This window comes from Frankia sp. AiPs1, assembly GCF_023716945.1.
Classification (GTDB): Bacteria; Actinomycetota; Actinomycetes; order Frankiales; family Frankiaceae; genus Frankia.
Map to the genome: position 1 here is coordinate 1 of NZ_JAMQQF010000854.1, position 1,788 is coordinate 1,788.

At 73.4% G+C, this 1,788-nt stretch carries 2 protein-coding genes; both read right to left on the reverse strand.

Going from position 1 to position 1,788, the window contains the following annotated elements; genetic code table 11:
* The coding region (locus ND748_RS31295; protein WP_251749906.1) for an HAD family phosphatase at positions 1–850 on the reverse strand (850 nt) is incomplete at its 3' end.
* Between the two features lie 300 nt (positions 851–1,150).
* Positions 1,151–1,788: sigma-70 family RNA polymerase sigma factor (locus ND748_RS31300; RefSeq protein WP_251749907.1), on the reverse strand; the 638-nt coding region annotated here is incomplete at its 5' end.

The window sequence follows — 1,788 nt, forward strand, 5'->3', positions numbered from 1 at the left end:
TCCCGGCGGCGACGCCGCCGGCCAGCGCGCCGGCGCCGGCCGCGGCCGGGATGCCGATCTTGACGGCCCGCCGGGCCGTGCGGAAGTCCTTGATCGGCCACTCCCGCTCGCGGGCGACGGTCTTGAGATCCGGATCCGGGTTGATCGCCACCGGGTGGCCGACCAGTGAGAGCATCGGCAGATCGTTGATCGAGTCGGAGTAGGCCCAGCACCGGGACAGGTCCAGGCCCTCCCGCTCGGCGAGCGCCTGCACCGCCTCGGCCTTGGCCTGGCCGTGGAGCAGCCCGCCGACCAGGTGGCCCGTGTAGGTGCCGTCGGTGACCTGGCTGACCGTGCCGAGCGCGCCGGTCAGGCTGAGGCGTCGGGCGATGACCGAGGCCAGCTCCACGGGCGTCGCGGTGACCAGCCACACCCGCTGGCCGGCGTCCAGGTGCTGCTGGGCCAGGGCGTGCGCGCCGGAGTAGATCTGCTCGGCCATCCGCTCGTCGTAGATCTCCTCGCCGTAGCGGACGATCTCGGCGACCGAGCGCCCGGCCACGAACGCCAGCGCCGTCTCCCGGGCATCGCGCATCCCGTCCGGGTTCTCATGGCCGCGCAGCCGATACGTGACGTGCTGCCAACCAAACCGGAGCAGGTCACGGGAGTCGAAGAAGTCCCGCGCGGCGAGGCCGCGGGCGAAGTAAAAGATCGAGGCGCCGGCCATCATCGTGTTGTCCACGTCGAAGAACGCGGCGGCGGACTCGTCGAGCGGGGGCCGGGGAACCTCTTCGGCCGCGACCTTCAACGCGGCGATGGCGGCCGCCTCGGCCGCCTGCCTGGTCTCGGCCACACCCCTGCGTCGCACCCTCATTCAGTCATCTCCATGCAGTTCGCGGTGGAGCGAGGGGCTCGGCCCGGACGGTGACGCTCGGCCCGGACGGTGACAGGCCCACCGCCCACTCGTCGTCACCACCTCGGCGCGTCAGGTTCCACACCTCGGTTCGTCGGCACGCCGCCAGACTACGGCCCGACCCCGGTCGGCGGCAGCAGGCGGTTCAGATCCGGCGGCGCAAAAGTGCCGGTGGGGCAAGAAAGGTGCCGTGGTCCACAGGTGATCCGAAGATCCGTCGTCGTCGTCGTCGCCGCCGGTGGTGCCGGCGGCCCGGGCCGGTCAGGCCGGCCCCGCCGCGGGCAGGCTGCGGGCGAGGGCGCGGACGGCGCGTAGCTGCAGCGCCCGCACGGCACCCTCGTTGCGGCCCATCGCGAGTGCCGTCTCCCGGACCGACAGGCCCTCCAGGAAGCGCAGCGCGATGCACTCCTGCTGGTCCGGGCGCAGCCGGCGGACCGCGTCCAACAGTTCGCGATGGGTCAGCACGGCGATGATCGACTCCTCCGGGCCGGGCACGGCGAGCGCGGTGGCCCGCTCATCCGCCGCCGCGAGGATGTCGGCGGTCGGGATCTCGAACCGGCGCCGCGCCGAGCGAGCCTGGTCGACCAGCAGATTGCGGGCGATGGTGACGAACCACGCCCCGATGTCGCGGCCCTGCCAGCGGAACGCGCCGATGGTGCGCAGCGCCCGCAGGAACGTCTCGCTGACGATGTCCTCGGCCGCCAGGGGGTCGCCGCCCAGTCGGTACAGTGCGTATCGGAACACCAGCTCGGCGTAGTGGTCGTAGAGCAGGCCGAAGGCCTCGGTGTCGCCTTGGCGGGCCCGCGCGACGAGCGCGGCCCGCTCCGACTCCGTCGGTCCGTCGGGGGCGGCCGTGCCGCGGCCCTGAGCGGGGGAGCCCGCCCCGAGCTCCTTGGCCG